We start from the raw sequence: 512 nt of genomic DNA on the forward strand, positions 1-512 counted from the left end.
TCTCTTCGTGGCAATCGATCGCACCAGCAAGTTCGCGGTCACTCAGCTGGTCGAGAAGGCCGGCAGACGGACGGCGTGGGAGTTCCCGGAGCACCTGCTCAAAGCCGTTCCCTGCCGCATCCACACAATCCTGACCGATAACGGCATCCAGTTCGCCGAGCAGCCTCGGAACCGGAACACCGCCTATTCCCGGCAAATCCGCTTCGACATGATCTGCGAGGTCAACGGGATCGAGCATCGCCTGACCAAGCCAAACCACCCGTGGACCAACGGTCAAGCCGAACGCATGAACCGGACAATCAGGGACGCGACCGTCAAACGCTTCCATTGCGACAGCCACGATCAACTCCGGACGCACCTCGCTGACTTCATGGCGGCCTACAACTTCGCTCGACGCTCGAAGACACTCAGCGGCCTCACGCCATACGAATACATCTGCAAAATCTGGACATCTGAACCAGACAGATTCAATGTTGATCCGATCCACCAGATGCCGGGACTGAACAACTAGC

At 58.4% G+C, this 512-nt stretch carries 1 protein-coding gene; it reads left to right on the forward strand.

The window, feature by feature from the left end; translation table 11 throughout:
* Positions 1-511: integrase core domain-containing protein (locus tag HCC78_RS33105; RefSeq protein ID WP_172332887.1), on the forward strand; the 511-nt coding region annotated here is incomplete at its 5' end.
* Between the last annotated feature and the right edge of the window lies 1 nt (position 512).

The sequence above is a fragment of the Mangrovicoccus sp. HB161399 genome (genome assembly GCF_013184745.1).
Lineage (GTDB): Bacteria > Pseudomonadota > Alphaproteobacteria > Rhodobacterales > Rhodobacteraceae > Mangrovicoccus.